Source organism: Candidatus Burkholderia verschuerenii, from assembly GCF_001189365.1.
GTDB lineage: Bacteria > Pseudomonadota > Gammaproteobacteria > Burkholderiales > Burkholderiaceae > Caballeronia > Caballeronia verschuerenii.
Genome location: NZ_LFJJ01000146.1, coordinates 1 through 14726, shown reverse-complemented (window position 1 = coordinate 14726; position 14726 = coordinate 1). Strand labels below are relative to the sequence as shown.

Here is a 14726-nt window from a genome sequence, read left to right as displayed (position 1 = left end):
GTTTCGCTCCACGCTTCCTCTCCACGGTCGGTCGCCCTTCCGCAGTTGCGCTTCACTTCGCTCGCTGTGGTCAACTTGCCGCGCGACTTGCACCCGCAAGAGTGCGCCCATGCTGGGCGCACAAGAAAAGACGGGCGCGAAAGCCCGTCTTTTCGTAATACTGGCGAGACACCGGATCAGATTGTCCCGAGTTGATGCCGCAAGAACTCGTGGAAATGCTGCATGCCGGATTCCATCGGGCTTTGATACGGCCCGACCTGATTCTCGCCACGCGACATCAGCGCGCGACGGCCCGCATCCATGCGCTCGGCGATTTCATCGTCCTCGCGCGCGGTTTCCATATACGCCGCACGTTCCGCCTCGATGAACTCACGCTCGAACAGCGCGATTTCCTCGGGATAATAGAACTCGACGATGTTGGTCGTCTTCTGCACGCCCTGCGGAATGAGCCACGACACGACCAGCACGTGCGGATACCACTCGATCATCAGACCGGGGTAGTACACCATCCAGATCGCGCCGAACTCGGGCGGCGAGCCGTTGCGGAAGCGCAGGACTTCGTCGTGCCACTTGCGGTAAGTCGGGCTGCCCGGCTTCTCCAGATTCTTGTGGACACCGACGGTCTGCACGCTGTACCAGTCGCCGAATTCCCATTCGAGGTTGTCGCACGACACGAAGCTGCCGAGTCCCGGATGGAACGGCGCGACGTGGTAATTCTCGAGATAGACCTCGACGAAGGACTTCCAGTTGTAGTTGCACTCGTGCACTTCGACGTGATCGAACATGAAGCCCGAGAAGTCGAAATGACGCGCCGTGCCAAGCCGGGCGAGGTCTGCCGCGATATTGCGGCCCTCCGTTTCGAACAGCAGACCTTGCCAGTTCTGCAGCGGCGTCTTGCCGAGATTCAGGCAAGGCTTGTCCGCGAAATGCGGCGCGCCGAGCAGTTGACCGTCGAGGTCGTAGGTCCAGCGGTGCAGCGGGCAGACGATATTGCTCGCGCTGCCGCGCCCGTTCAGCATGATCGCCTGACGGTGACGGCAGACGTTCGACAGCAGTCCGATATCGTTCTGCTGATTGCGGACGAGCACGCGCCCTTCTTTCTCGCCCGGAAGCGCGAAATAGTTGCCCGCATCGGGAACCATGAGTTCATGACCGATATAGCGAGGACCTTGCTTGAAAAGGGTTTCGATTTCTCGCGCGAGAAGCGCTTCGTCGAAGTATGCCGTGACCGGCAGTTGGCTATGAATAGCCTTGAGCTGCAAAGCATTGCTCAGATTGGACATTCCCACTCCCGATGAAGACGTGAAAGCAGTGAACAACCCAACCATCGAAGGTTCGATTTAGGGGAGCCTACGATTATACCGAATTTCGTATCTCTGGGGTACATAAGGTCTTAATTTGGGTATAAATTGTCGCGAGAGTTCCCCTTTTTATTGCGCAAACGAATGCGGCGGGAACGCGGCCCGAATGCGGCTGACCGGCAGCACTTCGGCGCGAACAAGACGTAACGAAGACCCGCTGCAACTTCCGTCATGCTTTGATGCACATGGGATGCGGGTCGAAAATTTGGCTTTTGCCGTAGAATGTGCGACTTGGTTCCAAAATTCTTATTGCATATCCACGATTCATGGCGAAGACCGCTGCCCAGGAAACAAGTGAAGAAACCGGCGCAAACGCGCAAGGAGCGGACACCGCGCAGCTTCCTGAGAATTACGAAGCCGCGCTGGCCGAACTCGAGACCCTTGTAGCGCGCATGGAAGAGGGCGCGCTGAGTCTGGAGGAATCGCTCGCGGCGTATCGTCGCGGCGCGACGCTTGTGGGCTTTTGCCAACAGCAACTCGAAAAAGTCGAGCAGCAGGTGCGCGTCCTCGATGGCGAGACGCTCAAGCCGCTGCCCGCCGAGGTACAGCGCGCGACCCAGGGGGCGGGAGCCACCAACGACAACGGGGACGACCTATGACCTTCGAACAATGGATGCGCGCCACGCTTGATCGCGTCGAAACCGCGCTCGAGCATTACCTGCCGGGCACCGATATCGCGCCGGCGCGCCTGCATGAAGCCATGCGTTATGCCGTGCTGGGCGGCGGCAAGCGCGTGCGTCCGCTGCTGTGTCACGCGGCGGGCGAGCTGACCGGCGCGAGCGCGCATGCCGTCGAAGCGGCGAGCTGCGCGCTGGAAATGATTCATGTGTATTCGCTGGTGCATGACGACATGCCCGCAATGGACGACGACGCGTTGCGTCGCGGCAAGCCCACCGTACACATCCAATATGACGAAGCGACGGCACTGCTCGTCGGCGACGCGCTGCAATCGCAGGCCTTCGTTGCATTGACGGCGGAAGGCAATGGTCTGAGCGATGCCCAGCAAGCCGCGCTGGTGCGCGAGCTCGCAGTGGCGAGCGGCTCGGTCGGCATGGCGGGCGGTCAGGCGATCGATCTGGAAAGCGTCGGGCGCAAGCTCACGCGTCCGGAACTCGAAACGATGCATCGCAAGAAGACGGGTGCGCTGCTGCGCGCGTCGGTGCGCATGGGCGCGCTGGCGGGCACGACGCCGGGCGCGGACGCGCTGGCCGCGCTCGATCAGTACGCCGCCGCGGTCGGTCTCGCGTTCCAGGTCGTCGACGACATCCTCGATGTCACCGCCGACTCCGCCACGCTCGGCAAGACGGCGGGCAAGGACGCGCAGAACGACAAGCCGACGTATGTATCGATCATCGGGCTGGATGCGTCGCGCGAACTCGCGGCGCAGCTCGGTCGCGACGCGCATGCCGCTATCGCGCCGTTCGGTGCACGCGGCCAGCGTCTGGCCGAGTTGGCCGATCTGGTCGTGAACCGGGTGAATTGATTTTGTTGAACGCGTGACGAACCCCACGGTGCGATGCAAAACGATCGCGCCGAATGAATCACGCCAGTTTTCCTAAAATGGGACGACGATGTACGACTTGCTGAAAACCATCGACGATCCGGCCGACCTCCGCGCCCTCGATTGCCGCCAACTGCAACCGCTGGCCGACGAGCTGCGGGCCTATGTGCTCGACAGCGTGTCCCAGACGGGCGGCCATCTGTCGTCCAATCTGGGCACGGTCGAGCTGACCATCGCGCTGCATTATGTGTTCGATACGCCTGCTGACCGCATCGTCTGGGATGTCGGCCATCAGACCTATCCGCACAAAATTCTGACCGGCCGACGCGACCAGATGCCGGGCCTCCGGCAACTCGGCGGCATCTCGGGCTTCCCGCGCCGCGCGGAGTCGGAATACGACACCTTCGGCACGGCGCATTCGAGCACGTCGATTTCCGCTGCGCTCGGCATGGCGGTCGCCAACAAGCTGCAGGGCGACAACCGCTATTCGATCGCCGTGATCGGCGACGGCGCGATGACCGCCGGCATGGCCTTCGAGGCGATGAACAACGCGGGCGTCGCCGACGACCTGCCGCTGCTCGTGATCCTCAACGACAACGACATGTCGATTTCGCCGCCGGTCGGCGCGCTGAATCGCCATCTCGCGCGTCTGATGTCGGGCCGCTTCTACGCCGCCGCGCGCGCGGGCGTCGAACGCGTGCTGCGCGCCGCGCCGCCGATGCTGGATCTTGCCCGCAAGCTCGAAGAGCACGCGAAGGGCATGATCGTGCCGGCCACGCTGTTCGAAGAGTTCGGCTTCAACTACATCGGGCCGATCGACGGCCACGATCTCGACTCGCTCGTGCCGACGCTGCAGAACATCAAGGAACTGCGCGGCCCGCAATTCCTGCACGTCGTGACGAAGAAAGGCCAGGGCTACAAGCTCGCCGAAGCCGATCCGGTGCTCTATCACGGTCCGGGCAAGTTCAATCCGGCCGAGGGCATCAAGCCCGCGACGACGCCTTCGAAGAAGACCTACACGCAAGTGTTCGGCGAATGGCTGTGCGATGCGGCGGCTCAGGATTCGCGCGTCGTCGGCATCACGCCGGCAATGCGCGAAGGCTCGGGCATGGTCGAATTCGAAAAGCGTTTCCCGGAGCGTTACTTCGACGTCGGTATCGCGGAACAGCACGCGGTGACGTTCGCGGGCGGTCTCGCGGCCGACGGCATGAAGCCGGTCGTCGCGATCTATTCGACCTTCCTGCAACGCGCGTACGACCAGTTGATTCACGACGTCGCCCTGCAGAATCTGCCGGTCGTGTTCGCGATCGATCGCGCGGGCATCGTCGGCGCGGACGGCGCGACGCACGCGGGCAATTACGATCTCGCGTTCCTGCGCTGCATCCCGAACATGACGGTGATGGCCGCATCGGACGAAAACGAATGCCGTCAGATGCTGCATACGGCGCTTCAGCAGCCGAATCCGTCGGCCGTGCGTTATCCGCGCGGCGCGGGTACGGGCGTGGCGACGGTCAAGCAATTCACGACCATTCCGCTCGGCAAGGGCGAAATGCGCCGCGAGTCGTCGCAGAAGATGGGCTCCGGCAAGCGCATCGCGATCTGCGCGTTCGGCACGATGGTCGCGCCGTCGCTCGTCGCGGCTGAAGAGCTCGATCTGACGGTGGCCAACATGCGCTTCGTGAAGCCGGTCGATGCCGATCTGCTGCGCGAACTCGCCGCGACGCACGACGCGATCGTCACCATCGAAGAAGGCACGATCATGGGCGGCGCGGGTTCGGCCTGCGTCGAAGCGCTGCTGGCGAGCGGCGTCATCAAACCGGTGCTGCAACTGGGCTTGCCGGATACGTTCATCGATCATGGCGATCCGGCGAAGCTGCTGGCGAGCGTCGGCCTGGACGCGAAGGGTATTGCGCAGTCGATCCGCAGGCGCTTTATCGACGCAGTGGACAGCGCCAACGCAGGCAAGCTGACCAAGCGCGTCGCCTGAGGAAGCCAGGCATCAAACGGCGCGCTCGGGGTGCGCCGGCATCAACGCATTTCAGTTTGACGTTTCAGCACACGGCGCGGGCATGGTCCCGCGCCGTGTGCGCTTCAACGATTCGAAACGCGTGCGATTCTGCATAGCAAATGCGCGCGGTGCATAAGGACAAAACCAAATGAACCAGATGAATCCCGCCTTCGTGATGCCCGATGTTCAAAGCACGCCCGACACGCGCCAGATCGCGATTCAGCGCGTCGGCGTAAAGGGCGTGCGGCATCCGTTGACGGTGCGTACGCCTGCCGGCGTGCAGCCGAGCGTCGGCGTATGGAATCTCGATGTGCATCTGCCCGCCGATCAGAAGGGCACGCATATGTCGCGCTTCGTCGCGCTACTCGAAGAGAATCGCGAGCCGCTCGATCAGGCCGCGCTGCGCGCGCTGCTCGCGTCGATGCTGACCAAGCTCGAAGCGCATTCGGGCCGTATCGAAGTGACATTGCCGTACTTCGTGATGAAGACCGCGCCGGTATCGGGCGTGCAGAGTTTGCTGGATTACGAAGCGACGTTCATCGCGGAACAGCGCGACGGCGAAACGCGTCTGTCGATGAAAGTGCTCGTGCCCGTGACGAGCCTGTGCCCGTGCTCGAAGAAGATTTCGCAGTACGGCGCGCACAATCAGCGCTCGCACGTGACGATCAGCGCCGAGCTAGCGGGCGATGTCGCGGTGGAAGAACTGATTCGTATCGCCGAAGAAGAGGCGTCGTGCGAACTGTGGGGCTTGCTCAAGCGGCCCGACGAGAAATTCGTGACCGAGCGCGCGTATGAAAACCCGAAGTTCGTCGAAGACCTCGTGCGCGATGTCGCCACGCGTTTGAACGCGGATGAGCGCATCGTCGCGTATGTGCTGGAGGCGGAGAACTTCGAGTCGATTCACAATCACAGCGCGTATGCGGTGATTGAGCGGGATAAGCGCGTTCAGTCGTAAATCGTTGTTTGGCTAACCGGAGCCCCTCGTGATCCTCATCGGCCAATACGATTCCCCGTTCGTTAGACGCGTCGCCATCGCGCTGAATCTGTACGGCTTCGAATACGAGCATCGTCCGTGGTCGACGTTCGGCGATGCCGACAAGATCGCCGAGTTCAATCCGCTATCGCGCGTGCCGACGCTCGTGCTCGACTCGGGCGAAGTGCTGATCGAGAGCATGACGATCCTCGATTATCTCGACGAAGAAGCAGGCGACGAGCGCGCGATGATCGCATCCAGCGGAGCAGCGCGCCGGCAAGCACTGAAAGTCTGTGCGCTGGCGACCGGCCTCGCGGACAAGGCCGTCGCGCTCGTCTACGAGCGCGTGCTGCACGAGCAGAAATCGGAGATGTGGATCGAGCGCTGCTCGAAGCAGGTCGGCCGCGTGCTCGACGTGCTGGAGGCCGATCGCGCCTCGCGCGCAACGCCGTACTGGTTCGGCGATGCCATCGGCCACGCGGATATCGCGGTGACGTGCGCGCTGCGCTTCACGCGCGAAGCGCATCCGGCGATCTTCAATGCCGCGCGATGGCCGACGCTCGCCGCGCACGCCGACCGCTGCGAAGCGCTGCTGGTCTTTCAGAAGATCGTGCAGCCCTTCATTCCGCCGCAATAAATTAGGCGCGAGCAAGCGACGTCAGATCCCAGCGCGGCTTCACCGTGAACGCGTAATCGCGCGCGGCCTGATCGGGCCAGCGCGCGAGCCGCAATGCACCGGCGAGCGCGATCATCGCGCCGTTGTCGGTGCAGAGCGACAAATCGGGATAGTGCACTTCGAAGCGACGCTTTTTCGCCGCCGCCGTCAGCGCCTCGCGCAACTGCCGATTGGCGCCCACGCCGCCCGCCACCACCAGCCGTTTCAGGCCCGTTTTCTTCAAAGCAGCCAGCGATTTGGCGACCAGCACGTCGACCGCTGCATCGACGAAACCGCGCGCGAGATCGGCCTTCGCCTGCTCGCAGATGTTCGCGCCGAGCTTGCGGCTTTGCGTCAGCACGGCCGTCTTCAGGCCGCTGAAACTGAAATCGAGATCGCCCGAATGGAGCATCGGACGCGGCAGCGACACCGCGCCCGGCGTGCCGAATTCCGCCAGCCGCGACACTTCCTGGCCGCCCGGATAACCGAGGCCGAGCAGTTTCGCGGTCTTGTCGAAGGCTTCGCCGGCGGCGTCGTCGAGCGTTTCGCCGAGAATTTCGTAGAGGCCGACGTCCTTCACGCTCATCAATTGCGTGTGTCCGCCCGACACGAGCAGCGCGACGAACGGAAACGGCGGCGGTGCATCGACCAGCAGCGGCGACAGCAAATGCCCTTCGAGATGATGGATGCCGACGGTCGGTTTGTCCCACGCTATCGCAAGCGAATTGGCGATGCTCGCGCCGACCAGCAGCGCGCCCGCCAGCCCCGGACCCTGCGTGAACGCGATGGCGTCGATATCCGCGCGCGCGACTTTCGCTTCGTCCATGACCTGCTCGAGCAGCGGCAACGCGCGCCGGATGTGATCGCGCGAAGCCAGTTCGGGCACGACGCCGCCGTATTCGCGATGCATCGCGATCTGCGAATGAAGAGCGTGCGAAAGCAGGCCGCGCTCGCTGTCGTACAGCGCGAGGCCGGTTTCGTCGCAGGAGCTTTCGATGCCGAGAACTAGCATGGGAAATGACGCGTGGTAACAGAAAAGTATAGCAGCGGTGGCATCGCGGCGTTTTGCGCGGCCTCGGCACGGGTAAAATGCGCGGCATGGAATCCTTCGATATCGCTGTCATCGGCGCGGGCGCGGCGGGCATGATGTGCGCGAGCGTCGCCGCGCAGTCCGGGCGACGCGTCGTGCTCATCGACCACGCCGAACGTCTCGCCGAAAAAATCCGCATCTCGGGCGGCGGACGCTGCAACTTCACCAATCTCAACGCGCAACCGGCGAATTTTCTGTCGGCGAATCCGCATTTTTGCCGCTCGGCGCTTGCACGCTATACGCCGCGCGATTTTCTCGCGCTGCTCAAACAATATCGCGTGAAGTGGCACGAGAAGCACAAAGGCCAGCTTTTCTGCGACGATTCGAGCGAAACCATCATCGACGTGCTCAAAAGCGAGTGCGATGCCGGTCGCGTGACGTGGCGGCGTTCGGTCGCCGTGCACGAGATTCGTCACGATGGTGCGCGCTTTTCGCTCGATACCAACGCCGGCGCGATCGACGCGAAAGCGCTCGTGATCGCGACCGGCGGCCTGTCGATTCCGAAGATCGGCGCGACGGATTTCGGCTATCGCGTCGCCAAGCAGTTCGGCCATAAGCTGATCGATACGCGTCCGGCGCTCGTGCCGCTCACCTTCACGTCCGCCGATTGGGCGCCGTTCGCGGCGTTGTCGGGATTGTCCCTGCCGGTGCGGATCGGCACGGGCAAGGACAAGACGCGCGGCGAATTCGATGAGGATTTGCTGCTGACGCATCGCGGCGTCTCCGGGCCTGGCGTGCTGCAGATTTCGAGTTTTTGGAACACGTCGGAGCCGATCGGCATCGATTTGCTGCCCGATGCCGACGCCACCGAATTGCTGCTCGACGCCAAAGCCGGCTCGAAAAAGCAGATCGGCAATTTTCTGGCGGAACATGTGCCCGCGCGCCTCGCGCATGCCTGGCTCGAAGCACAGCACGTTTCCGTCGATGCCCGTCTCGCCGATTTGCCGGATCGCGCGCTGAAGGCGCTTGGCGCGTCGCTGTCGAACTGGACGCTCATGCCCAGCGGCACCGAAGGCTACCGCAAGGCGGAAGTCACGCGCGGCGGCGTCGACACGCGCGAACTATCGTCGAACACGATGATGAGCGAGCGCGTCGCGGGCCTGTATTTCGTCGGCGAAGCGGTCGATGTGACGGGCTGGCTCGGCGGCTACAACTTCCAGTGGGCGTGGGCATCGGGCGTCGCGGCGGGCCGTGCGGCGGCCGAATTCGCGTACGCCTGACGACCCGCGCAAACCGGCGTTCCCCCGATCTCGAAATGCGAACCCGTTTGCTATACTCAGACGGTCATGCGGAGGTTTCCTCCGCTTTTGGCTGGCGTCACGGCGGCACGCATCGCCGGTTTCCCGAAGCCCAGTTCGAAGTCCCGCAGAAGTCCCGCTTGAGGCAGCCTTCCCAAGCGGGATTTTGCATTCGCGGCGCCTCGGGGAATCACCAGCCGGAATTCAACTTTCGTAATTGCACCGGGTGAACGATGAGCCTCAAGGATCAGATCAACGACGACATGAAGACTGCCATGCGCGCGCGCGAAACCGAGCGCCTCGGCACGATTCGCCTGCTGCTCGCGGCAATCAAGCAGCGCGAAGTCGACGATCGCATCACGCTCGACGATGCGGCCATCACCGCCGTCGTCGACAAGATGATCAAGCAGCGCAAGGATTCGATCAGCCAGTTCCAGGCCGCCGGCCGTGACGATCTGGTCGAGAAGGAGCAGGCGGAACTCACGATTTTGTCGGGCTACATGCCCGAACAGCTTTCCGCCGATGCGATCGCCGCCGAAGTCCAGGCCGCCGTCGCCGCGACGGGCGCGGCCGGTCCGCAGGACATGGGCGTGCTGAAGCCGAAACTTGCGGGCAAGGCGGATATGACCGCCGTGTCGGCGCTGGTGAAAGCCGCGCTGTCCAAGTAATTTTCGCGGCACGCTGATCGGTGATCCCGCACGCATTTCTGCAAGATCTGCTCAACCGCGTCGATATCGTCGACGTGGTGGGCCGCTACGTCCAGTTGAAAAAGGGCGGCGCGAATTTCATGGGCCTGTGCCCGTTTCACAACGAGAAGAGCCCGTCGTTTACGGTCAGTCCGACGAAGCAGTTCTATCACTGCTTCGGCTGCGGCGCGCACGGCACGGCCATCGGCTTTCTCATGGAGCACACCGGGCTGACGTTTCCCGAGGCGGTGCAGGATCTCGCGCAGGGCGCGGGGCTGACCGTGCCGCAGGAGCCGTCGCCGAACTTTCGCGGCGGCGCGGGCGGCGGGATGGAAAGCGCGCCGAGCAAGGCCGTCAGCGTCGCGCTCACCGACGTCATGCAGACGGCGAGCGACTTCTACCGCAAGCAATTGCGCGGCGCGCCGAACGCCATCGCGTATCTGAAAAAGCGCGGCCTAACGGGCGAAATCGCCCAGCGCTTCGGGCTGGGTTACGCGCCGGATGGCTGGCAGAACCTCGAATCGGCGTTTCCGGACTATCGCCATGAGAATCTCGTCGAATCGGGACTCGTGATCGTCAGCGAAAAAACCGATGCGCAAGGTCAGTCGCGTCGCTACGACCGCTTCCGCGAGCGCGTGATGTTCCCGATCCGCAACGTGAAGGGCAATGTGATCGGCTTCGGTGGACGCGTGCTCGACAGCGGCGAGCCGAAGTATCTGAATTCTCCGGAAACGCCGCTCTTTAGCAAAGGCAGCGAGTTATACGGCCTTTTCGAGGCGCGTCTTGCGATTCGCGAACTGGGCTACGCGCTGGTCGTCGAAGGCTACATGGATGTCGTCGCGCTCGCGCAGCTCGGTTTCGCCAATGCGGTTGCGACCCTCGGCACGGCCTGCACGCCGATCCACGTGCAAAAGCTCTTTCGTCAGACAGATACCGTGGTGTTCAGCTTCGACGGCGATTCGGCCGGCCGCCGCGCTGCGCGCCGGGCGCTCGAAGCAGCGCTGCCGCATGCCGCCGACAACCGCGCGGTGAAGTTTCTATTCCTGCCGAAAGAGCACGATCCGGATAGTTACATCCGCGAGTTCGGCACGGATGGCTTCGGCGAACAGGTCGATCGCGCCATGCCGCTGTCGCAATTCCTGCTCAACGAAGTGCTGAACGACAAGGAGCTTGATCAGCCCGAAGGCCGCGCGAAAGCCTTGTTCGATGCCAAACCGCTGCTGCAGGCTTTGCCCGCGAACGCGCTGCGCGTCCAGATTCTGCATATGCTCGCTGACCGGCTGCATACGCCGTTCACGGAAATCGCGGCGCTGTGCGATATCGATTCGCGCGCGGCGGCCATTGCGCGCGCGACGGTGCCGAAAAGCGAGCGGCGGCGTGTCATCGGCCAGGAGCAGCGGGCACTGCGCAATCTGGTGATGTATCCGGGTATCGGCGTGTCGCTCGATCAGGAAAGCGAGCGCACGCTCGTGACGATGACCGAGCACGGCGAGCTGTTCAGCGAGGTCATCGGACATGCGCGCGCGCTGGGCAACGCCGCCGAATTCCAGATGCTGTCCGATATCTTGAGAAACGCAGCAAATGCGCCCACATACGAGGACATATTTCAGGAAATTCTCGCCTATGATGAAAACGTGCGAGATTTGCTGATGCGCGATCCATCGGACGAGGGCGCGGCGGAGCGCGTCGACGAACAGAAGCGTCTGCTCGCCGAGGAATTGCAGGCGACGGTGGTAAAGCTGCGTCATGACAGCTATCGCGCGCGGCTCGATCAACTGGCGCGCCAGTCGAGCCTGTCGCCGGAAGAAGTGGCGGAGTTTTCCGATCTGTCGACCAAGGTCGCGCAGATCAAGGCGGGCCGGGCGGCGAGCCAGGATGCCATGCGATGAAATGCTATAATTTCTAGTTCAATACTGATTGCTTTTTGTCAACTTTTTGCGGCTTCGAGCGTCTCTTTTTTGAGAAAAGTAGGGCGATAAGGAGGAAGTTCGCGGGCGGTTGGCGAGTTGGACGGTCATGGCGGGGGCAAGTGGCAGGACGCGATGACCTGAAAGATGGAGAAGTACGAAAGCAGGGCGCTGGCTGGATCGGCTGGCCGGTCGGACACGAAGTGTGTCATGTACCGGACAGATAACAGACAGAAAAGCACGCCGACGAACAGACGGGCGCAAGGGAAGCGGCTGCCATAGAGGACAAGGGCGCGGATCGCGGCGATGCGGTTCGAGCGGGTTCGATATGGCGCCCCGGGCAGGGCACGCAGGACGAAGCAGCGTGCGCGATTTGGTATTCACGGTTCATTCGGCTGTTGTCCAGCAGCCGCGAGTCGAGACTAAAGCCTGTATGGCGAACTCCATGACGAAAAAGCTTAGCGATGTACCCGTCGAAGACGACGCAACGCAAAACGGTGAGTCCACGGCCGCTGCCGCCGCTCCTGCGGCGAAGGTCGAGAAAGTCAGGGCTCGCGATCGCCGCGCGAAGGAAAAGGCGCTCCTGAAGGACGCGTTCTCGTCGAGCGCGCCCGGTACCGTCGAGGAACTCGAAGAGCGGCGCGGCAAGCTGCGCGCGCTCATCAAGCTCGGCAAGGAACGCGGCTTCCTCACGTACGGCGAGATCAACGATCACCTTCCGGACAACTTCACGGAAACCGAGGCGATCGAAGGCATCATCAGCACGTTCAACGACATGGGCGTGGCGGTGTACGAGCAAGCGCCCGATGCCGAAACGCTGCTGCTGAACGACAACGCGCCGAACGCATCCTCCGACGATGAAGTCGAGGAAGAAGCCGAAGTCGCGCTCTCCACCGTCGATTCCGAATTCGGTCGCACGACCGACCCGGTCCGCATGTACATGCGCGAGATGGGCACGGTCGAACTGCTGACGCGCGAAGGTGAAATCGAAATCGCCAAGCGTATCGAAGACGGCCTGAAACACATGGTCATGGCGATCTCCGCGTGCCCGACGACCATCGCCGATATTCTCGGGATGGCCGAGCGCGTGCAGAACGACGAGACGCGCGTCGACGAACTCGTCGATGGCCTGATCGATCCGAACGCCGAAGACACCGACGGTTTCTCGGAACAGGAAGCCGAAGCGATCGAATCGGAGGATGAGGAATCCGACGAAGAGAACGACGAGGAAGAGGAAGAAGAGGACGATGGCAGCGCGCAGGCGAGCGCGAACGCCGCGCAACTCGAAGCCCTCAAGCTCCAGTCGCTCGAGAAATTCGCGTTGATCAGCGAGTGGTTCGACAAGATGCGCCGCGCCTACGAGAAGGAAGGCTACAAGTCGAAGGCGTATCTGAAGGCGCAGGAAGCCATTCAGACCGAGCTGATGAACATCCGCTTCACGGCGCGTACCGTCGAGCGTCTGTGCGACACGCTGCGCGCGCAGGTGGACGAAGTGCGTCAGGTCGAGCGTCAGATTTTGCATACCGTCGTCGACAAGTGCGGCATGCCGCGCGCCGAGTTCATCGCGCGTTTTCCGGGTTGCGAGACGGATCTCGAGTGGTCGGACAAGGTCGTCGGCGAAGGTCACGAATACAGCGCCGTGCTCGAGCGCAATATTCCGGCGATCCGCGAGCAGCAGCAGCGTCTGCTGGACTTGCAGGCGCGCGTCGTGTTGCCGCTGAAGGACCTGAAGGAAACCAACCGGCAGATGGCGGCGGGCGAACTGAAGGCGCGTCAGGCCAAGCGCGAGATGACCGAGGCGAATCTGCGTCTGGTGATTTCGATCGCGAAGAAGTACACCAATCGCGGCTTGCAGTTCCTCGATCTGATTCAGGAAGGCAACATCGGCCTGATGAAGGCGGTCGACAAGTTCGAATATCGTCGCGGCTACAAGTTTTCGACGTATGCGACGTGGTGGATCCGTCAGGCCATCACGCGGTCGATCGCGGACCAGGCGCGTACCATCCGGATTCCGGTTCATATGATCGAGACGATCAACAAGATGAACCGTATTTCGCGGCAGATTCTGCAGGAAACCGGTCTCGAGCCGGATCCGGCAACTTTGGCCGAGAAGATGGAAATGCCCGAGGACAAGATCCGCAAGATCATGAAGATCGCGAAGGAGCCGATCTCCATGGAAACGCCGATCGGCGACGACGACGATTCGCATCTGGGCGATTTCATCGAGGATACGAACACGGTGGCGCCGTCCGACGCCGCGTTGCATGCCTCGATGCGCGATGTCGTGAAGGACGTGCTCGATTCGCTGACGCCGCGCGAAGCGAAGGTGCTGCGGATGCGCTTCGGTATCGAAATGAGCACGGATCACACGCTCGAGGAAGTCGGCAAGCAATTCGACGTGACCCGCGAGCGGATTCGGCAGATCGAAGCCAAGGCGTTGCGCAAGTTGCGGCATCCGAGCCGGTCGGACAAGCTCAAGTCGTTCCTCGAGGGGAATTGATTCGGCTGTCCGGGACTTGTTTTGAGAGGCGTTGTGAGGCACACTCGCTACCCTTCCATGCATCGCGCATTGTTCTGAAGTAACGGAAAGCGCCGCCACGGCGCTTTCTTTTTGCCCTCTCGCTTTTAAAGGGCCGGAAGCTTAATTGGTATAAGCTGTCGACTCATAATCGACCGATAGTGGGTTCGAATCCCACCCGGCCCACCAGGTTATTCCTTTTAAAATCAAACACTTGTCGTTGTACTGTCCCTGGCTCTAGGCTTTCGGGGACAGTTCGGGGACACTCGTCGGGACCATGTGGGTACTGTGACCCACTAGGGGCTAATAGGCCGCAGCCTTGACTGGCGGGGCTTTCAAGGGTTTTGCGGTCTGTTTAGTTCAACTTCTGCCGGACCTAGTGGGTCGATGTCCTACAAGCGCGTTTTAGCTGAAGGCGCAGATCGGCGAATCGTTAATCGGTCCTTCAATCGCCGAATTTCCCGCATAAGTTACCTCACCCGCCGGTCATGCCTGACTTTGAACGTCATCCGACGGCTGGCGCAGGCAATGCCAGCAACGCTTGGGACTCTGTTTGCATAACCTTTGCCGACAAATCTGCCCCCGAGACGTCTTCGTATCGAGCCGGGATGCGCTCTTTCAAACGAAACAGTCGCTGGTGCGCTGAACTGGTGGTTTGGCCGTACGTAGTCGGCCCTTCAGAATTAGTCGAAGTCAAGGGTGGCAAGGGGCCGCCGGAAGATCGTGTTTCCCAGAACTCCCAGAAGCAATATTGATCTGAATGGTTTCCTGGGAGTTTGGAACTTCGCC

At 62.1% G+C, this 14726-nt stretch carries 11 protein-coding genes and 1 tRNA gene; 10 read left to right on the top strand and 2 right to left on the bottom strand.

What is annotated here, in order from left to right; translation table 11 throughout:
- Positions 1-176: 176 nt before the first annotated feature.
- On the bottom strand, positions 177-1283 hold the full coding sequence (locus BVER_RS20885; RefSeq protein WP_050454918.1) for an aromatic ring-hydroxylating oxygenase subunit alpha: 1107 nt from the start codon (positions 1281-1283) through the stop codon (positions 177-179).
- Positions 1284-1627: 344 nt separating this feature from the next.
- On the opposite strand from BVER_RS20885, the gene BVER_RS20880 reads away from it, so the two are divergent.
- The 5 genes from BVER_RS20880 (at position 1628) to BVER_RS20860 (ending at position 6480) form a co-directional block, all read left to right on the top strand.
- Entirely contained in the window at positions 1628-1960 is a 333-nt protein-coding gene (locus tag BVER_RS20880; protein WP_050454917.1) for an exodeoxyribonuclease VII small subunit, read from the top strand.
- Entirely contained in the window at positions 1957-2844 is an 888-nt protein-coding gene (locus tag BVER_RS20875; RefSeq protein WP_050454916.1) for a polyprenyl synthetase family protein, read from the top strand. Before BVER_RS20880 ends, BVER_RS20875 begins: the two co-directional genes overlap by 4 nt.
- A gap of 88 nt (positions 2845-2932) precedes the next feature.
- Positions 2933-4849 carry a 1-deoxy-D-xylulose-5-phosphate synthase gene (gene dxs, locus BVER_RS20870; RefSeq protein ID WP_050454915.1) on the top strand — a complete coding sequence of 639 codons (1917 nt, stop codon included), beginning with the start codon at positions 2933-2935 and terminating at the stop codon, positions 4847-4849.
- A 169-nt stretch (positions 4850-5018) separates the two neighbouring features.
- On the top strand, positions 5019-5825 hold the full coding sequence (gene folE2 / locus BVER_RS20865; protein ID WP_050454914.1) for a GTP cyclohydrolase FolE2: 807 nt from the start codon (positions 5019-5021) through the stop codon (positions 5823-5825).
- Positions 5826-5853: 28 nt separating this feature from the next.
- Positions 5854-6480 (top strand): glutathione S-transferase family protein, encoded by a 627-nt coding sequence (locus BVER_RS20860; protein ID WP_050454913.1) that lies wholly within the window; start codon positions 5854-5856, stop codon positions 6478-6480.
- A 1-nt stretch (position 6481) separates the two neighbouring features.
- Here BVER_RS20860 and tsaD read toward each other — a convergent pair whose 3' ends face one another.
- Positions 6482-7510, bottom strand: coding sequence for a tRNA (adenosine(37)-N6)-threonylcarbamoyltransferase complex transferase subunit TsaD (tsaD, locus tag BVER_RS20855; protein WP_050454912.1), 1029 nt, complete (start codon positions 7508-7510; stop codon positions 6482-6484).
- Positions 7511-7596: 86 nt separating this feature from the next.
- On the opposite strand from tsaD, the gene BVER_RS20850 reads away from it, so the two are divergent.
- The 5 genes from BVER_RS20850 to BVER_RS20830 all read left to right on the top strand — a co-directional run bounded on the left by BVER_RS20850 (position 7597) and on the right by BVER_RS20830 (position 14126).
- Positions 7597-8808 carry a BaiN/RdsA family NAD(P)/FAD-dependent oxidoreductase gene (locus tag BVER_RS20850; RefSeq protein WP_050454920.1) on the top strand — a complete coding sequence of 404 codons (1212 nt, stop codon included), beginning with the start codon at positions 7597-7599 and terminating at the stop codon, positions 8806-8808.
- A 251-nt stretch (positions 8809-9059) separates the two neighbouring features.
- A complete protein-coding gene (locus BVER_RS20845) occupies positions 9060-9494 on the top strand; it encodes a GatB/YqeY domain-containing protein (protein ID WP_050454911.1) in 435 nt (144 codons plus the stop codon).
- A gap of 20 nt (positions 9495-9514) precedes the next feature.
- Positions 9515-11401 carry a DNA primase gene (dnaG, locus tag BVER_RS20840; protein ID WP_050454910.1) on the top strand — a complete coding sequence of 629 codons (1887 nt, stop codon included), beginning with the start codon at positions 9515-9517 and terminating at the stop codon, positions 11399-11401.
- A gap of 451 nt (positions 11402-11852) precedes the next feature.
- Positions 11853-13919 carry an RNA polymerase sigma factor RpoD gene (rpoD, locus tag BVER_RS20835; RefSeq protein ID WP_083452283.1) on the top strand — a complete coding sequence of 689 codons (2067 nt, stop codon included), beginning with the start codon at positions 11853-11855 and terminating at the stop codon, positions 13917-13919.
- A 130-nt stretch (positions 13920-14049) separates the two neighbouring features.
- Positions 14050-14126, top strand: a tRNA-Ile gene (locus BVER_RS20830).
- Positions 14127-14726: the final 600 nt, after the last annotated feature.